Origin of the sequence: Corynebacterium pseudodiphtheriticum DSM 44287 (assembly GCF_000688415.1) — a bacterium.
Taxonomy (GTDB): domain Bacteria; phylum Actinomycetota; class Actinomycetes; order Mycobacteriales; family Mycobacteriaceae; genus Corynebacterium; species Corynebacterium pseudodiphtheriticum.
In genome coordinates, this window is the sequence record NZ_JIAH01000009.1 from 20,642 (window position 1) to 35,709 (window position 15,068).

14 protein-coding genes are annotated in these 15,068 nt (G+C 53.7%); 5 read left to right on the forward strand and 9 right to left on the reverse strand.

Annotation, left to right across the window (positions count from 1 at the left end; genetic code table 11):
* The first annotated feature begins 56 nt into the window (after positions 1–56).
* Positions 57–1,964, forward strand: coding sequence for a bifunctional ADP-dependent NAD(P)H-hydrate dehydratase/NAD(P)H-hydrate epimerase (locus tag O146_RS0107580; RefSeq protein ID WP_027018092.1), 1,908 nt, complete (start codon positions 57–59; stop codon positions 1,962–1,964).
* 71 nt (positions 1,965–2,035) lie between these two features.
* Here the strand turns inward: O146_RS0107580 and O146_RS11500 are convergent, their stop codons facing one another.
* A complete protein-coding gene (locus tag O146_RS11500) occupies positions 2,036–2,443 on the reverse strand; it encodes a cupin domain-containing protein (protein ID WP_232218004.1) in 408 nt (135 codons plus the stop codon).
* 88 nt (positions 2,444–2,531) lie between these two features.
* Here O146_RS11500 and O146_RS0107590 point away from each other — a divergent pair, with 88 nt between their 5' ends.
* Positions 2,532–2,963: a hypothetical protein gene (locus tag O146_RS0107590; protein WP_027018093.1), complete on the forward strand. Its 432-nt coding sequence runs from the start codon at positions 2,532–2,534 to the stop codon at positions 2,961–2,963.
* An 81-nt stretch (positions 2,964–3,044) separates the two neighbouring features.
* On the opposite strand, the gene O146_RS13015 is transcribed toward O146_RS0107590, so the two are convergent.
* The 4 genes from O146_RS13015 to O146_RS0107610 all read right to left on the reverse strand — a co-directional run bounded on the left by O146_RS13015 (position 3,045) and on the right by O146_RS0107610 (position 7,379).
* Entirely contained in the window at positions 3,045–4,577 is a 1,533-nt protein-coding gene (locus tag O146_RS13015; RefSeq protein ID WP_021353288.1) for an ABC-2 family transporter permease, read from the reverse strand.
* Positions 4,574–5,299, reverse strand: coding sequence for an ATP-binding cassette domain-containing protein (locus O146_RS0107600; RefSeq protein ID WP_034645686.1), 726 nt, complete (start codon positions 5,297–5,299; stop codon positions 4,574–4,576). The genes O146_RS13015 and O146_RS0107600 overlap by 4 nt, the downstream gene beginning before the upstream one ends.
* Before the next feature lie 141 nt (positions 5,300–5,440).
* Positions 5,441–6,112, reverse strand: a complete 672-nt coding sequence (locus tag O146_RS0107605; RefSeq protein ID WP_021353290.1) for a response regulator — start codon at positions 6,110–6,112, stop codon at positions 5,441–5,443.
* 46 nt (positions 6,113–6,158) lie between these two features.
* On the reverse strand, positions 6,159–7,379 hold the full coding sequence (locus O146_RS0107610) for a sensor histidine kinase (RefSeq protein WP_023018737.1): 1,221 nt from the start codon (positions 7,377–7,379) through the stop codon (positions 6,159–6,161).
* A gap of 1,248 nt (positions 7,380–8,627) precedes the next feature.
* Between O146_RS0107610 and O146_RS0107615 the strand changes: the two genes are divergently transcribed.
* On the forward strand, positions 8,628–8,894 hold the full coding sequence (locus O146_RS0107615) for a YdeI/OmpD-associated family protein (RefSeq protein WP_021353292.1): 267 nt from the start codon (positions 8,628–8,630) through the stop codon (positions 8,892–8,894).
* Positions 8,895–8,922: 28 nt separating this feature from the next.
* Here O146_RS0107615 and O146_RS0107620 read toward each other — a convergent pair whose 3' ends face one another.
* The 4 genes from O146_RS0107620 to O146_RS0107635 are packed head-to-tail and all read right to left on the reverse strand — an operon-like array spanning position 8,923 to position 12,918.
* Positions 8,923–9,582 (reverse strand): potassium channel family protein, encoded by a 660-nt coding sequence (locus O146_RS0107620; RefSeq protein WP_023018735.1) that lies wholly within the window; start codon positions 9,580–9,582, stop codon positions 8,923–8,925.
* Positions 9,575–10,930 (reverse strand): TrkH family potassium uptake protein, encoded by a 1,356-nt coding sequence (locus O146_RS0107625; protein ID WP_051619341.1) that lies wholly within the window; start codon positions 10,928–10,930, stop codon positions 9,575–9,577. Before O146_RS0107625 ends, O146_RS0107620 begins: the two co-directional genes overlap by 8 nt.
* Before the next feature lie 54 nt (positions 10,931–10,984).
* A complete protein-coding gene (locus O146_RS0107630) occupies positions 10,985–11,710 on the reverse strand; it encodes an ABC transporter ATP-binding protein (protein ID WP_244266818.1) in 726 nt (241 codons plus the stop codon).
* Positions 11,710–12,918, reverse strand: coding sequence for an ABC transporter permease (locus O146_RS0107635; protein WP_027018098.1), 1,209 nt, complete (start codon positions 12,916–12,918; stop codon positions 11,710–11,712). Before O146_RS0107635 ends, O146_RS0107630 begins: the two co-directional genes overlap by 1 nt.
* A gap of 113 nt (positions 12,919–13,031) precedes the next feature.
* Here O146_RS0107635 and O146_RS0107640 point away from each other — a divergent pair, with 113 nt between their 5' ends.
* On the forward strand, positions 13,032–14,408 hold the full coding sequence (locus O146_RS0107640; RefSeq protein WP_244266819.1) for a sensor histidine kinase: 1,377 nt from the start codon (positions 13,032–13,034) through the stop codon (positions 14,406–14,408).
* A gap of 15 nt (positions 14,409–14,423) precedes the next feature.
* Entirely contained in the window at positions 14,424–15,041 is a 618-nt protein-coding gene (locus O146_RS0107645) for a response regulator (protein WP_027018100.1), read from the forward strand.
* Positions 15,042–15,068: the final 27 nt, after the last annotated feature.

Consider the following 15,068-nt stretch of genomic DNA (forward strand, 5'->3'; position numbering starts at 1 on the left):
TCATTGGGGCGTAGCTTGCCACCACAGGCTTAGGCCGGGGTGGTTAAGCTGGGTTTATGTTCGCTTATTCTGCTGATCAGATCCGCGCTGCGGAAAAAGCACTCCTGGCCCATGAGGTGGCCGACGACGAGATGATGAAGCTCGCCGCCGCTGCCGTGGCCGATACTGCCCTGGATATGTTGCGGGCGCAGTCTTCCGACAAGGTCGTGGTAGTTGCCGGCCCTGGCGGTAATGGCGGCGATGGTTTGTTTGCCGCCACACACTTGTTGCTGGCTGGATACCGTGTGCACGCAGTACCGGTGGCTACGCTTGCCGACGGCTCCCCGAAGGTGCACGAAGCTGCGTGGCAAGCATTCCGCGCCGCCGGTGGTGAGCAGCTCGGCACCGGCGAACTGGCCGGACTGGCTGATTCTGCGCAAGCGCCCGCACTAATCATCGACGCGATCGCTGGTTTATCTGCAGGCCGCGGGCTTTCCGGCGAGCTCGCCGAGTTCTTTTCCGCGCAGCGCCGCGCCGGTACCGATGTGCTTGCCATTGATGTGCCTACCGGCGTGCACTGCGATACTGGCGCCACGGCTCCAGAAATCACAGCCGCTAAAACCACCGCCCGAGAAACAGCATCTACGGCTGCAAGCGCAAATCAGGATGCGGCAACATGTGAGCGCCGCTCTGGTGATAGCTATGTGCGTGCGACGGTCACTATCTCTTTTGGTGCTGGTCGCTTGGCGCACGCGGCAACACCTGCGTGCGGGAAGGTCGTGATCGCCGATCTGCAATTGCCGCAGGGTCCGCGTTCGTTTGCGGAAGAACTTGCGCACCAACGCTGTGCAAACCAAAATTCTGCAAAAAGCAAAGTTACAGAAAACACCAGCGCCGGTGCCAGCTCCAGCTTCAGCTTCAAGCAAGGCACCGTCGAGTTTTTCCAGGTTCCAGCAATCGCAACCAAGGCTCCGGCGTCGGCAAGCGGGAGCACACCGGAATCACCACAAGCACCAGGCGTGCCGGAATTCCAGCATGGCACAGTCGGCGTCGGCAGCGGCCCCGGAAACCTAGAACCGCAGCCAGCTGGGGACAAATACTCCTCGGGCGTGGTTGGTCTATGTGCCGGCTCGGCGGCGTATCCCGGCGCGGGCATTTTATCTGCGGCCGGTGCGATCGCCGCTACACCATCGATGGTGCGGGTGCTTGGGCCTGCCGAACTCACGCGTGATGTGGTGCGCGCGCACCCGGAAGCAGTCACACATACCAGTGTGCGTACCGCCGGGCGGGTGCAAGCATTGGTTGTTGGGCCGGGGCGTGGAACAGATATTTCCGCAGCGTTGGAGTTGGAATATGCGTTGCGGGGCACTCAACCGTTGGTGCTGGATGCCGACGCCATCACGTTGTTAGCGGCTAGCGCACAGCTGCGGGAGCTCCTTCGCGACCGGGCAAGCACTAGCCCGGTACTGCTGACCCCGCATGATGGAGAATTCCAGCGTTTAGCAGACGCGCTGCCTACGCCGGATCAGGATGTTTCTACAGACGACGCCACTACGGCTAGTACCGCTGGCACCTCTGGTTTTTCTGGCACCATCGACCGTTTGCACACTACTCGTGCCCTGGCGGCACAACTCAATGCGTGGGTGCTGCGCAAAGGGCGGATCACTCTGATTGCCAGCCCTGACGGCAGGTTGGTGTCGGTGAATACGGGTTCTTCGTGGGCTGCCACGCCTGGTTCCGGTGATGTGCTGTCCGGAATTCTGGGAGCTTTCCTCGCCGAGTGGAATGCACCAGCAGCCGCTCCGGAGACTAAACACAACGAGGCAGCCCGGGCGGGTCTTGCCGACGTATTTCGGCGCGCTGTCGTCGTGCATTCCTGGGCTGCACAGCTTGCTGCACAAACAGAATTTGGGATGGCGCCAACGTCGGCAAGCGCAATTGCTACCGCGATACCCCGGGCGCTGGCATATTTCTCCAGGCAGTAAGGCCAGTAAGGCGAAAACAAGCACCGCTCCGTGCAGGGGCTGGGGCAATCACCGCTGCACCGGTGGCCTTGTTAGCCCAGGATCAACAGTGTGACCACCGCCGGGGCATCGGCATGCAAGGCGTGAATTTTGCCTTCGTCGACGTGCACGGCTTTCCCCGGAGCGAGTGTGATTTCATCGACGGGCTCACCAGCATCCGCGTCACCGATGGTGAACGTGACTGAACCCGTTTGCCCCAGCACCAGGATCGGGCGCGGGGCCTTGTGGTTCGCCATAGTGTCACCGGCGCGGAAGGATAACCGCACCACGGTGGCGCCTTCTAGCTCGGCGACCTTAGTTACTTGTGGCACCGCACGGGCTTGGCGTGACTGCGCATGGGTGGAGTTCTCATCCTCCTGGTATGGCAGATTGAGGCCTTCTACCAGTTCCCATTCGTGCTCATTAATGCGCATGACAGTTCCTTTGCTTACGAGGGGCATTTAGCACCAGTTTACTGCGAAAAATGACTGCCCCGATTTTCCGGAAGTTATGATCAAATTAACTTAAATTATGAAAGGTAGGGCTGGTATGGTGGCTAGTTCGCAGGTAAATCTTGCCGATTGGACGCAGAAGGCGAAAGACTACGTCGATTCGAAGCAGCACCTTCTACTCCCTGGCGTATGCCAAGATGATCCTTGGAGTCAAAGATCATTAAAAGCGTGCGAAAAATGGTTTCTTGCGAACGCAAAAACGATTCCTGCCCCTCGCCGAATTGATTACGAGATGTTCCTTGGAGAAGGTCTACGCAGACGGTTTTCAGGGCAATGGGCACATGCTTCTATCTTGGACAAGAAAATTAGCCATGAGCATAATCTACTTGGAATTTATTATCCTCAGCTAGAGCAATTTGATGTAACCGGATCCCTGCTTGCTAATGCGCTTGCCGCAAAAACAGGAGATTTCTGGGCCTCAGTTTTCCAGTTAAACGAAAGCCTTCGTTTGGCGGGCCTTGCAAATTGAAGCATTCCGGATTCTGCTGCTATAAACCATTGAAATTGGAAGCCATAGTTTTAGGATCGCCACCTTTCTGAATATCAGAGCCTAAGAGCTTCGCTCAAACTTTCTGAGTGCCACGAAAAACCAGCGCACTGTTAGACCAAGAACGAGTAATTCTGTTGTTACTGCAAAATTGAGCCGTTCTGGAGTGTCAGCAATCTCTGGCCAAGCAGGCAACGCTACAACCCACAGGATGGATTCAGCCAGGACATCGCCTCCCAGAGTCGCCGACAATACTGTGATAAAGATTGACCATGCGATCGTGAGGCCAACACCGTAGGACACGCACAGCACGGTGCTTATAGTCGCCAGCACTACTCCCGTCGTTGACCACAACACGACTAGCTTCACCGTTTCAGGAAAATTCCCGCCCGCAAACGTATGCAAAACTCCTACCACCATCGCGAGAAAAACGAGCAAGATGGAATGCCACATAAGGTAGGAAACACGAGTTTTAGCGTTCTCCAATACAGTGACTCTCCACGCAGAAGACAACAATTTCCAACTCAAGATAGGAAGAAGGCCTGCGCCTAAGGGAAGGACGAAAAACGTATAGAAGCCGCTGATATAGCTTGCTGGATAAAAGATGGCCATCATCCCAAAAACCGCTAGCACGGCAAATAATAACCACGAAATACTGCTACGGAATAGTGCGATCCTGATGGACGATAAAGCAAGAGCTAGGTTGTCTGGACTATTGCGCCCAGAGAAATCAGGCGAAGCGTATACAGAATCAAGAGAAAACTGTGCAGGTAAAATGCTTTGATCTGGTTGGGCTTGTGTATTTTTCTTAATCGTAACTTTTCTTCGGCGGCCCCGCGCGAAAATCGTCAAGCTAAGAGTAACGAGCGCAAAGAGGCTATTAAGGACAATTCCTTGCAAAGGAGTTTCTTGCGCAAGTAACTCTCCTTCAGTCAAAGGGACCGCATTCGAGTGAACGCCAAGCACTGGTAGAAGCAAACGCACTGGCCAGGTCGGTGGAAACAGATTCCACAGTGCGGATTCAGATAAAAGAGTTCCGGCTGCTTGATACACCACCGCCGCTAATAACGTCATTACAATAGAGAAATACCGTGCAACCAAGCTGAAAATACAAAGCGTCGAAATGCTGCACATAAACGCTAGCCCACCTGCAACAAGAAGGGAATTCGCCCCTTCACGTCCATCCAATATTGTTAATGCCCAGGACGACCCAAAGTTCATCAGGTGAAACAATGCAGAAACTACAATGAGAACACCAATACGTGCCGCACGAATAGCATGTGGGGATACCGGACGAATATCTGTTCCTCCGTATCGGTTCGCTTTTTCCCTATCTTCTGCCAGACCAGCTAATAAAGCGAGAAGAGGAGCAGCCATACCAGTGACGTACATAGCCTGCCAACCCAGCGCACCCGAGGCATCATGACCCTCAGCAGACCAGAAAGCTAAGGTCGAACTAGTAATACCAATCCACAGACCAATCAGTGGAAACCATTGCACTGCTGATCCTTTTGTACGAACAATTTCGGCTTGAATAATACCGGACGCCTTCGGCGCACTCTGCGATCGAGCGAACACAGGCCTTACTTTGCTCATGATTCTTCACTTCCTTGGGTCATGTCCAGGAAGCGTTCTTCAAGGTGATCTCTTGCGGCAAAATCGCTCAACGGCCCAGAATAAACACTATGACCTTTGGCTAAGATCGTGATGTCATCAGCGAGTTTAGAAATTTCTCCGAGCTGATGGGAGCTAATCAAAACGGTGCCTTCGCACTTCACCCAATTACGTATAAGAATTCGCAGATCTGCGATCCCCTGCGGATCAAGACCGTTTTGAGGCTCATCGAGAATAAGGATGGGGGGACGTCCAAGAATTGCTGTTGCAAGAGCAAGTCGCGCCTTCATACCAGTGGAAAAAGAGCGCGCCTTCTTTCTCCCAGCGTGTCCCAGTCCTACGAAATCAAGCGCTTCCTGCGCCTGGAGATCTGGAATATTCAGCAGCTTAGCGTGAACACGGATATTATTTAGCGCTGAGAGGTGGCCGTAGAAGGCTGGCCCGTTGATGGAGGCCCCGATATTTTTCAGACTGTCTCTAGTCCGGGGAGAGCCAAGAATTTGGATAGCCCCTTGTCCGCGGTCTTCCAAACCGAGAATCATACGGAAACAAGTAGATTTCCCTGCTCCATTACGCCCCAGAAGCGCATGGACCCGACCAGGGATTACATCCATCGAGAAACCATCAAGAACCACATGTCCTGAATAACTAATCCGTAGATCATTACATGAGATTGCAGGTGTTAGTCCGTCTGTCTTAGCCATGACTCTATGATGCGGCGCACCTGAGATAAAAGCATCTATCTCTAGGACGTTTTTCACGACGTCTTACTACGTCAGGCGACTGAATTCGGCATCAGTCTAGAGGATGAAGCGAGCCGTTTGTCCAGATGCTTAAAACTGCGATTATTCTTCTGGATTCGTCAGTTGGTTTTTGTGTGCCCAGACAGCTAAACCAACGCGATCTCGAACTCCTAATTTATTTATCAGCCGAGAAACATATGTCTTGACCGTCGCGGTACCTATAAAAAGAGCACCCGCAATCTCTGCATTCGTCTCCGCACAGGCAACCCGTCCTAAGACTTGTTTTTCACGTTCGGTCAGAGAGTTCACTATCTCGATTTCATCATTCGTGGGTTTATGCTTCCAATTTGATCTTCGCCGAAATTCCTCGAATACGAAGTTAGTCACATCCGGAGAAAGTACCGATGCTCCTTCATAAATTCGACGTACAGAACTGATGAGATTTTCAGGATCAATGTCTTTGAGTAGGAACCCGTGAACTCCGACTTCTAGGGCATCTTCCACTAGATTATCGTCGCTGAAAGTTGTTAGCATCAGCACCTTAGTATCTTTATGCTCTTTTAAGATTTGTTTTGCAGCTTCCAACCCATTCATTTGTGGCATTTGAATATCCAGCACCGCGACGTCAATCTTCCATCGGGAGGCAATCTGGACCGCTTCAATCCCATTTTGCGCCAGGCCAACAACTTCAAGATCTGCTTGAGTACTTAAAATAGTCTTCAAGGCAGAAGCCATTAGCGGCTGGTCGTCTGCGATTAGTACTCGAATCTTCATCTCTACCACCGTTTAAATAATTCATGCTTTCCCCCATCCGGGGATACTATCCCGGCAGAATCGGCACCGAAGCTGTTACGGAGAACGTACCATCTTTGTGCTTGAAAGTAATCCAGCCGCCGAGATTGGCAACTCTTTCTTGCATACCGATTAAGCCACTTCCCGAGCCCTCAAACGCTTCAACGCTCTTTCCTTTTGATTTGCTTGTAATAACCAAAGAAAGCTCGTTAGCAGCAAACGAAATCAACATCTTTATACTCGTAGAAGTCTCAACACCCTGGTGACGAAGGATATTCGTTAGTGACTCATCGATGATTCTGCGTACAGCCAATTGAGTAATTAGAGGTACAGATTGTACAAGTTCCTGCATCTCTTCGGGAGATGGCAAATCAGCGTGGATTTTGAGTCCAGCTTTAGAAAAATTCTCTAATTGAGAATACATATTGCTTAGCCCAGTGAGGCCTTGCTCTTGGCTTTTACTAGTGTTATCTCTTAATGCTCGAACAATCCCACGAACTTCCACTAACGAATCAGAACTGATTCTACGAATATTCTTTAGGGCTTCCTCTTGTGCGTTGTCGCTATTATCGGCAGAGGTTTTCCCAGCTATTTCTCCTGCAGATGCTTGGACATTAATTAATGTCAAACTATGGGCTAGGACATCATGAATTTCTCGCGCAATCTGTATCCTTTCTTGGGTTTGGATTTTTCTTAATTTCTCTAAATTTGACCGTTCCTTTATTCTTCTATCGCGTTCCCTCTGCTGTTCTTGTTTCCGTTCAGCCCGACCGAATTGCAGGACAATGGAAAGCGCGAGCCACTGTACTAGGAGCCATGAGATGGCCTGTTCAAGGCTACGGTAGGCCATTGCGTCAGTCCCAAATTGCCACATGACTGGAGAGATAATGCAATAGACAAAAGCTAACAGTGCAATGCCAGTCACCCACCTTCTACTGTCAGATTGTCGCGCAACCCCATATACGGCGACCGGAAGAAATAAGAAGAAAGGAGTTAACCCCAGGTTAGTTGGGAGTGCGGTAATCCAATTAACGGACCATGCATACAGAACCATCACCATCAAGAATGAAGACAATATGGGTTTAATCCGCCAGAAAAAGCTGACGGGTACAAAAGCAACAGCCAAAGCAGCTTGAATGGATCTATGTAGTCCCCCGTCAAACGCTATAGAAACGTAAAAGAGAGCCAAAAAGAGCACCAATAAAGAAAACATTAGCTCCCAAGCTTTCAAGGGTATTTTCTGAATCATTACGGTGTCCTCGCTTCGGTGGGCTAATGTCAAAGAATGGCGAGTTTACCCTTCACCACTGTCGTGAGATTTCTCGATCCAACACTAGTAAAGCTTATCCCGATTTTATTCAGTTGGCTCGAGTTAGAGGGGATCTGGTTGCCGCTTATCACCAAACCGATCTTTTCACAGGTTTCCGCTTTATGAAGACGTTCAAACAAATAGCTCAGGCCATTTGAACTGAATCCCCTTGTCAAATGAATATTTCCGGCGGTTTAAAGTGCCCCGGTTTTGTTCCGTCTGAGTAGGGGGGCAAAATCTGGACTATGCCCAAAAAATAATCGGGATGCGAAGGGCCACGTCATTCGTTTAATTGAGGATCGCATCCTGCCGAAAGGTCTTGTTAATAGAGATCGAATGTAAATCGTTGCACCAAAGGTTAGTACCTCCTGGCGCACGGCACGCCAGCGACTACAACGAGCCCGGGCACAAGGAACTACTACCCACGAAAAACCCATGCTCATCGCAGAGCTGGCCCCATGGCGGCAGGAAAACCACAAGCTGCGAGATACCAACGAACTGCTGAAGACTGACTCAGATTTTTCGCATCGGCACCAGACCCAAAACCTCCGTTATGATCCAAATCGGGGATGCGGACGAAATACTCCAAGATTGCGTCCGCATCCCCATCTGTGCACTAAAAGGATTCCCTTTTTATTTAGAAAACCGGGCAACCATTGAAACAGTCAAAAGTACCCATGAGGCTGACAGAAAGACTGTAGCAACAGTATTTCCGCTAGCGATTACATAGCCTACGCCGAAGGTTAAAATAAGCCAGCCGATAACGGAAAACCAAAACCCTACAGTTCGTTGTGGGGAATTCTTCAAAAGGATCATCTCTCTAGACTATTTCTATTTGCCTGGGTAGTTAACGGCCTATCGCAGCTTTACCGCAAGTGTAACCTCCTCCGACACTAGCAGCACCGGCACCTATCACAGCTCCCGCTACGGCTAGCCCTGCTCCCAAAAAAGGAAAGATTTCTGGAGGGTAGCAGCAACTTTTCCGTTCTGATCATGGACAATCACGGTGCCGTCCAACTTCTTTTCAGCGACCCCCTTTTCGATAGAGAATGAAGTATCCCACGTTCTATTCCGTCCGACTAGGTGGCAAAATCTGAGCACTTCAGATAGCCAAGAATGCAATGCCAGGGATTACGCTAACGATCACTGCATACCCCCTGCCGAACCACTTCCACTAAATTGGTTGTCATGACAACACAGGCTGTGCTTTACGACGGTGCCGTTCACACGCTTCCCGACGACCTGCAACAGGCCCTAGACCGCGAAAATCTCGCAGAACTGTGGAACGGACTCACCCTACTAGCTCGCAATGAATTCATCTGCTGGGTATCAGATGCGAAAAAGGAAGAAACCCGCGCCCGCCGCATCCGACGCACCTGCGAAGAACTCCACGAAGGCAAACGTCGCCCGTGCTGTTGGCCCGGATGCACACACCGCGAGAGAAACGGCAAATAAAGAATAATTGGTATGCGCAGATTCGGCGTTAAGAATCCGCGAACTTGTCAAGGTCATTGATCCGCCCGGCAGCAATCACTAGGTCACCGGAGCGGAGCACGTAACCAGCAGGTGGAGTAGAAAAGTGCGCATCTGCCGAGCGTACTGCAACAATGGCGATCCCCTGCGGGGTCTGTTCTACTTTCCGCCCATGCATCCACAGCGGTGGGGCTAGCTTAGCCATGGCGAAATCGGAATCGAACTCGATATATTCCTGCACGTGCCCAGCGATCAAGTGTGCCACGCGTCGGCCAGTATCCCGCTCTGGCCGCACAACGTGGTGCACACCAATTTGTGTCAGAATCTTGGCCTGTTGCTGGTTGTCTGCTTTCGCCCAAACATTAGGCACGCCCAGGTCCATCACAGCAGATGCCGTTAGTAGCGACGCCCCCATATCGGATCCGATGCCGATCACCACTCGGTGTGCATCGTGTACACCGAGTTGGCGTAGTGCTTCTTGGTCGGTGGTTTCGGCGATGACGGCGTGTGTGAGTAGCGAAGCGGCTTTGGTTACTACCGCCTCGTCTATATCGATGCCCAGTACTTCTACGCCGGATTGGACTAGTTCTTCACCCAGCGCCATGCCAAATCGGCCAAGGCCAATGATGACGACGGGTTGTTTGGTTTGGTGGAAGAACAGCTTAGCCAATGAAAGGCCTTTCTACGGGGAGTGAATAGCGGCGCTGGTTGGTGCGGGCAGCTAGGGCAGCGACAACCGTGATGGGGCCGATACGCCCGGCATACATCAGCACTACCAGCCATACACGCGCGAATTCCGGCAGCTCCGGAGTAATACCGGTGGTCAGACCAACGGTAGCGAATGCAGAGATAGTTTCAAAGGTGATCTGGTGGGAATTGAACTGCGGTAGCAGCATTTGTAGCCCCATGATGGAGCCTGCAATCAGAATGAAAGCCATCATGAATACTGCCATCGATTGGCGCACGATACGCCCGGGGATACGCCGACCAGCAACCAGTAGTTCTTCATCACCGCGCACTTCGGCGATCAACACTGCCACTAGTACGGCAGCGGTGGTTACTTTCACTCCGCCTGCGGTACCGCCGGATCCACCACCGATGAACATCAAAAAATCCGTCAACATTAGCGAAGAAGGCCGCAGGTTCGATAGATCAACCGAGTTGAATCCGGCAGTGCGGGTGGATACAGAGTGAAAAAATGCCGCTTGAACCGCCGACCACGGGCTCAGTTCACGCAAACTGTTCGTCCATTCCATGATCCCAAACCCGATAGTGCCGATAACCAGCAAAATCACGGTGCCAACCAGGGTAAACAACAAAGTCAAGGACCGCGGACGTTGAACTTTCGAACAACACCGCTCCTTGATTTCTAGCAGTACGGGAAACCCCAAACCACCAACGATCACACCCGCGGCGATCGGCAAAATAATTCCAGAATCGTTGACGTAGGGAACCAAATTGTTGGACTGGAGCCCGAATCCTGCGTTGTTGAATGCAGAAATGGCGTGAAAGCCCCCCTGCCATACTGCAGGCAGAAAGGCATATTCGTATTTTGTGGCAAAACGGATAGTAAGTACTACGGTGATCACGAATTCCACGGCTAAGGAAAAACCAATTGTGCCGAAGATGACGGTACGCACCTCACCTAGGCTTCTTCCGCGTTGCTCTGCAGCGGCACGAAGCCTCCCCTTGACGCCCATCTGCCCGGCAAGCACAAAACTCACCACCGTGGCCAAGGTCATGATGCCAATGCCACCGATCTGGACAAGTACCAAGATGATTACCTGTCCGAAATGAGACCAGTACGTCGCTGTATCCACAACTGTTAAGCCTGTGAGGCATACCGCGGACGTAGCGGTGAATAGTGCAGTGGTGAACTCCGGGTTGTCAACCCCACTGCGGGATACAGGCAGCAACAAGAGGACTGTTCCCGCGAGAATGAGCAGCAGGAAGCTCACGGAGACCAGCTGCGCGGGGCTAAAACCCCGTCGGCGGCGTGCGCCTGAATGGAAAATCACAAATCGATACTTTAAACCTCGTGCGGCTATCAGCGATACCCATATGTGAAATTTTTACTTGATTTTGCCATCAATTACTTCCACCACTTCATCCACGTATTTCAGCATTCCCCGGTCATGGGTGACAACGCACGTAGCGATCCCCAAATCGCGTGATACCTGCTGCAATAGTTGCATGATCTCTTGCGACAATTCCTGATCCAGCGCGGAGGTAGGTTCGTCGGCAAGCAATACATCTGGATCATTCATCACCGCGCGTGCAATATTCACCCTCTGCCGCTGGCCACCGGACAGCTTGCCGACGCTGCGCCCGCCTAGCCCCTCCAAACCAACCTTAGCCAACAGCTCGTCTGCCCGCTCCCGGCGCGGGGTATGTCCACGCAGGTGGTCGGTGATCAGCAACTGCTCGGCGACAGACAACGATTCCAACAAGTTCGGCTGCTGGAAGATCATCCCAATGTGCTGGCGCCGTAACTCACTGCGTTTTTCTTCCGAGTCCACGCTCATCAGTTCACCGGCGATACGCACCTCACCTTCCGTGGGCTGCAACAGGCCCGCCATGGCCGAAAGCAAAGTGGATTTGCCGGATCCTGATTCGCCCACGATGGCAGTCACCGTCCCCGGCAAAACCTGTAAGGACACTTGATTCAAAGCACGCACGGTGCCGGTGCCGTCTGGGAAATCAACGGTGACGTTGTGGCACGCGACCACTGGATTTTTATTTTCTAGGTTTTTATTTTCACCATTTTTAACTTGCGTGTTTTTATTTTCAATATTCATTAGGATTTGCCCTCCAAAGCCGATGCCGGATCAATCTTTTTCACTCGTCGGGTTGCTACCAATGCGCCACACATACCGAGCACCCAGATACCCACGGCGGGCATCACGATGGTGGTCCACTGCAAATCAAACGGAACAGAACCCCCGGCCCACACGCCTGCTGCCCAGCCGACGCCGGCACCAAGCACAACGCCGATGCCAACCACCACAGCGGCTTGTCCCAGCGCATCCTTCCACACGTACCCCGGGCTGGCACCAAGTGCGCGGAGCACGGAAAGATCACGGCTGCGCTGGATTGTCCACACGCTCAAAAACGCCACGGTCACCAAAGCACTAATGGCATACAACAACACCTGAATCAACTGGAGCGATGCCTGCTCCGACTGGTAGGCAGCCAAGCCAGAAAAAGAATCCTCGACTGTTGCAACACTATCCCCGGTCTGATTTTCGGCATCCTGCCATTCCTCATCGCTCCATTCCGTATCGCTCAAAGCACCTGCGTGCCGGTCCCGGGTATCCACCGCCAGGACAGTGCCGACGACGTCGTCATGCGCGCGCGAAATCTGCTGCCACACCTGTGTGCTTGCCCAGACGACGGGCTGGTGCGAATAGTGCTCGTCTTCTACGACGGCCCTCACGGGCTGTTCGACGCCACCGATTTCTACCATCTCACCTGGTTGCACACCGGCTTCGCTAACAATTTCGCGGCTAAGGACAATCCCGTCTTCGCCTAGCACCGCCTCCTGCGGCTCTTGCGGTTCCTGCGACGCGGCCGAATCTGCTTCTGCTGCCGCATCTGCGGCTGTGGCACCAGCTATTTCTGATCCTGCGGCACCCGCACCGGATACTACGGGCGCTGGAACCTTAGTCCCCGCAGGCAGGCCCAGCACGGCAACACCCATCGCAGAACCAGCTTCCAACCGGGTTTGCGCGGTACCAAGCGGGATAACCTGGCTGTCGGCGTCGACAAGCTCCTGCCATTCCTGCACATCAGAGGTGGTGACTTGTGATTCCTGAAAAGACGGCTCGTCACTAGTGAACACATATCGCTCAGGGGCCAGGGCCTCCAAAGCAGAGGTGTTGTGCTTAGCCAACCCACCGGTCAGGCCAGTGAGCATCACCAAAAGTACGGTTATCAGCCCGACGACGAAGCTGATCAAGCTGAAACGTCCACGGGCGGAGACGATATCTCTGAGTGCCAAAAACATAGTACCTATTGTTGTTTTTTGCAGCTCAGTGCGGCATCGGGGTGCTAGTTGATTCTGCTATCAACCAGATGGTTGATCGCGGCCACTCAGCCTTCCGCACTAACCTAGGCGGGGTGACTACGCCGAGAAATCTCGCCGCTTCTGCCGCATCCAGCCCCGCAAACACAACAAGCCCTGCGAGCCCAGCAGGCCCCGGCCTGTCCACGGTATTGCGCAACCTGCGGGTGGGTTTACACATGATGTTTTGCGCGCTGCTCATTCTTGGGGCGGTGCGGGTCTGGCTTGCCGACGACACAGCTCACGCCCAGCTTCCGGTCGTTTTGCTGGTCGCGGCCGCGCTAGGGCTGGTTTATGCGGGTGGCATCGTTGTGGAATACCGAGCCCGGCGCGGTGTGGGCAGTTTTTCCAGCCCGACTGTGAATCAACAACGGAGCGCGCGCTGGTGGTGGGCCGCCGTCGTCGTGCTGTGGCTGAGTGCACTCGTGTTGGCGAATGATTTTCTTTGGGTGTTGTTCCCGCTGGTTTTTGTCACGCTTGCCGTATTGCCCCGTTCGGCGAACTTGCTGGCCGCTGCGGTGTTGTGGGCTGCTGGGGTGGTCGTGGTTGCGTGGTTGCACCCGCAGCATTGGCATATTGCGGTGGCGATTGGCCCGGGCATCGGTACGGTTTTTGCCGTAGCGATTTATGTGAGTTATCGCGCGTTGCATCGTGAGGCACTGACCCAGCGGCGTATCGCGGAAGAATTAGCCGCAACCCAGCAGGAACTAGCAGCCACCGAGCACCAGGCCGGGCGTTTGGAAGAGCGTGAGCGCCTGGCCCGCGATATTCACGACACGCTCGCGCAGGGGTTGAGTTCCATCGTGTTGTTGGCGCGTGCTGGACGGGCGAGCGCTAGCACCGGGGATGCGGAATCTGCTGAATCCCATAGTGAGTCCCACAATAAGTCCAAAAATGCAGCAACGGACGTGTTTTCTACCATCGAGGACACCGCCCGTGACAACCTGGCGGAGGCACGCCGTTTCGTGCGGGATCTCACCGCGCCATCTGCGCAAGCAGATCTGCCAGATGCCATCACCGAGATTCTTCAGCGCATGCGTCGCCGTGGTAGCGGCTTGGGCGAATCCACCGAATTCCGGGCGAATTTCTCTGGTGATACGCACCGTCGGCTGCCCGAGTCCGTGGTCACCGCGGTGGTGCGATGCGTGCAAGAGGCATTGAATAACGTCGCCAAGCATGCCGCCGCGGATAATGCGGTGGTGTCGGTCGCGGTGCTTGGCGATGAATTAACCGTCGATATTTTTGACGACGGCCGTGGTTTTGATCCGGCGCAGGCACCCCAGCAAAAGTCCAGCCACGGCTACGGGCTTGGTGGTATTCAGCAACGCATTGCTGCATTATCTGGCACAGTAAATATTGAATCGACCCCGGGTGAAGGCACGGTTGTTGCGGCCCGCATCCCGCTGACTTCGCAGCACACACCAGCTAGCTAGTTCCAGGAGACCACCATGATCCGCGTTCTGCTTCTCGACGACCACCCCGTTGTCCGCGCCGGCCTGCGCGCAATCCTGAATAGCTTCGACGGGGTGCAGGTCACCCACGAGGCCGCCGATGGTAGCGCGGTGGATGGGCTTGTCGACGGCAGCATCACTGATGTGGATGTGGTGGTGTGCGATATCCAGATGCCTGGGGTTGATGGCATCACCGCGACCAGCAAATTAGCGAAGGCAGGCGGTCCACCTGTGTTGATCTTGACGACGTACGACACCGAAGCCGATATCGTCGCTGCTCTTGAGGCCGGTGCGTTGGGTTATCTGCTGAAGGATTCGCCCGAGACAAGTTTATTCGACGCCATCATCGCCACCCATGAACGCAAGCGCACGTTGTCGCCGGATGTGGCGGCGGCTCTGGCGCAGCGTACTTCGCAACCGCAGCAGAGCCTTTCGCAGCGTGAAATTGAAATTCTGCGGGAACTCGCCACCGGTGCGAGCAATAAGGCCTTGGCAAAGAAGCTTTTTATTTCTGAGGCGACAGTGAAAACGCACCTGATTCATATTTTTCAGAAATTGGGTGCGGAATCGCGCACCGCCGCCGTCACCGCTGCCCGGGATCGCCGATTAATTTAGACCGCCCCGGGGCGCCGTAGTCGAAAT

Excerpts from the sequence above, each read along its gene's own strand:
- O146_RS0107580 (WP_027018092.1), top strand. The coding sequence starts at position 57 with ATGTTCGCTTATTCTGCTGATCAGATCCGCGCTGCGGAAAAAGCACTC.
- O146_RS11500 (WP_232218004.1), bottom strand. The coding sequence starts at position 2,443 with ATGCCCCTCGTAAGCAAAGGAACTGTCATGCGCATTAATGAGCACGAA.
- O146_RS0107590 (WP_027018093.1), top strand. The coding sequence starts at position 2,532 with ATGGTGGCTAGTTCGCAGGTAAATCTTGCCGATTGGACGCAGAAGGCG.
- O146_RS13015 (WP_021353288.1), bottom strand. The coding sequence starts at position 4,577 with ATGAGCAAAGTAAGGCCTGTGTTCGCTCGATCGCAGAGTGCGCCGAAG.
- O146_RS0107600 (WP_034645686.1), bottom strand. The coding sequence starts at position 5,299 with ATGGCTAAGACAGACGGACTAACACCTGCAATCTCATGTAATGATCTA.
- O146_RS0107605 (WP_021353290.1), bottom strand. The coding sequence starts at position 6,112 with ATGAAGATTCGAGTACTAATCGCAGACGACCAGCCGCTAATGGCTTCT.
- O146_RS0107610 (WP_023018737.1), bottom strand. The coding sequence starts at position 7,379 with ATGATTCAGAAAATACCCTTGAAAGCTTGGGAGCTAATGTTTTCTTTA.
- O146_RS0107615 (WP_021353292.1), top strand. The coding sequence starts at position 8,628 with ATGACAACACAGGCTGTGCTTTACGACGGTGCCGTTCACACGCTTCCC.
- O146_RS0107630 (WP_244266818.1), bottom strand. The coding sequence starts at position 11,710 with ATGAATATTGAAAATAAAAACACGCAAGTTAAAAATGGTGAAAATAAA.
- O146_RS0107635 (WP_027018098.1), bottom strand. The coding sequence starts at position 12,918 with ATGTTTTTGGCACTCAGAGATATCGTCTCCGCCCGTGGACGTTTCAGC.
- O146_RS0107645 (WP_027018100.1), top strand. The coding sequence starts at position 14,424 with ATGATCCGCGTTCTGCTTCTCGACGACCACCCCGTTGTCCGCGCCGGC.